Annotated in this window: 1 protein-coding gene and 1 pseudogene; both read right to left on the bottom strand. The window is 65.1% G+C overall.

Annotated features, from left to right (window positions below; translation table 11 throughout):
- Positions 1-37: 37 nt before the first annotated feature.
- A pseudogene (locus BHQ18_RS28795) lies at positions 38-1,237 on the bottom strand (IS256 family transposase); the annotation flags it as partial.
- Positions 1,238-1,366 (bottom strand): hypothetical protein, encoded by a 129-nt coding sequence (locus tag BHQ18_RS30980; protein ID WP_411550523.1) that lies wholly within the window; start codon positions 1,364-1,366, stop codon positions 1,238-1,240.
- Positions 1,367-1,435 lie beyond the last annotated feature (69 nt).

Raw genomic sequence — 1,435 nt, 5'->3', positions numbered from 1 at the left:
GGGTCCGTCAGATTAACGGTGTAAGCGGCATCTTCGGTTAGGTGGTTTCGCTGCCCGGCATGCGGTCGGCGAAGGTGATCGCGAAGGCGTTCAGGGCTGGTTTCCAGCGTATGGTCCATCGCTTCTGTCCGGTCCCGGTCGGGTCCAGCGACCGGGTGACCAAGTATAGGCACTTCAGCGCCGCCTGCTCGGTCGGAAAATGACCGCGGGCCCGCACGGCGCGGCGGTAGCGGGCGTTCAACGATTCAATAGCATTGGTCGAACAGATCACCTTCCTTATCTCGGTGTCGTAGTCCAGGAACGGAATGAACTCACTCCACGCGTTGCGCCACAATCGAATCGCCGCCGGGTAGCGGTTACCCCACTCGGCCTCGAATGCGTCCAGCGCTGCCGCTGCAGCCTCAGCGTTGACCGCGGTGTAGATCGGCCGCAACGCCTTGGCAATGGCGTCGCGGTGCTGGCGCCCGGCGTAGCGGAACGTCCCACGGATCAAATGGATGACACACGTCTGGACCACAGTGTCGGGGAACACCGCGCCCACCGACTGCGGTAAGCCTTTGAGCCCGTCGCAGACCAGGAAGAAGATGTCGGCCACCCCGCGGTTCTTCAGCTCGGTGAGTACCGCCAGCCAGTATTTGGCTGACTCGCCATCGCCCTCGCCGGCCCACATGCCCAGCACGTCACGATGCCCGGCCAGGTCCACCCCGATCGCGGCGTAGATGGGCCTGGGGCCGACCTGGCCGTCGCGGATCTTGACGTGCAGGGCGTCGATGAACACCGCGGCGTACACGCGTTCCAGCGGGCGGGTGTGCCACACGGTCATCTCCTCGACCACGCGGTCGGTGATCCGACTGATCGTGTCCTTGGACACCGACGCGCCGTAGATGTCGGCGAAATGGGCGCTGATCTCGCCGGTGGTCAGCCCGCGGGCATACAGCGACAACACCACCTCGTCGACATCGGTCAGGCGACGTTGGCGCTTCTGGACGATCTGGGGTTCGAAGCTGCCGGCGCGGTCGCGCGGCACCTCGATCTCGATCTGCCCGCACGCATCGGTCAGTACGGTCTTGGCCCGGGTTCCGTTGCGGGAGTTGCCCGAGCCATACCCAGCCGGATCGTGACGGTCATAGCCCAGGTGCTCGGACAGTTCCTCGTCCAGAGCGGTCTCGATGACCGTCTTGGTCATCGCCTTGAGCAACCCGCCCGGACCGGTCAGCGATACGCCGGCCTCGCGGGCCTAGCGTACCAACTCCCGGGCAACCTCGAGCTCGTCGACCTCACGGCTATCCGGGACATCAATGGCCGCCACGGCGGCCTCATCATCGGGATTCTGCGATGGCTCCACAGCCACGACAGTTTCGGTCATCACGCGACCTTTCCGGCCCCGACACACCGGGGCCGATCAGGCCGTTTACACCGTTACCGCGACAGTCCC

This window comes from Mycolicibacterium flavescens (assembly GCF_001722335.1).
In the GTDB taxonomy this organism is placed as follows: Bacteria; Actinomycetota; Actinomycetes; order Mycobacteriales; family Mycobacteriaceae; genus Mycobacterium; species Mycobacterium flavescens.
This window is presented reverse-complemented; position numbering and strand designations above follow the sequence as displayed.

What these genes read in the sequence shown, in the direction of transcription:
- BHQ18_RS30980 (WP_411550523.1), bottom strand. Translation starts at nt 1,366, where the DNA reads ATGACCGAAACTGTCGTGGCTGTGGAGCCATCGCAGAATCCCGATGAT.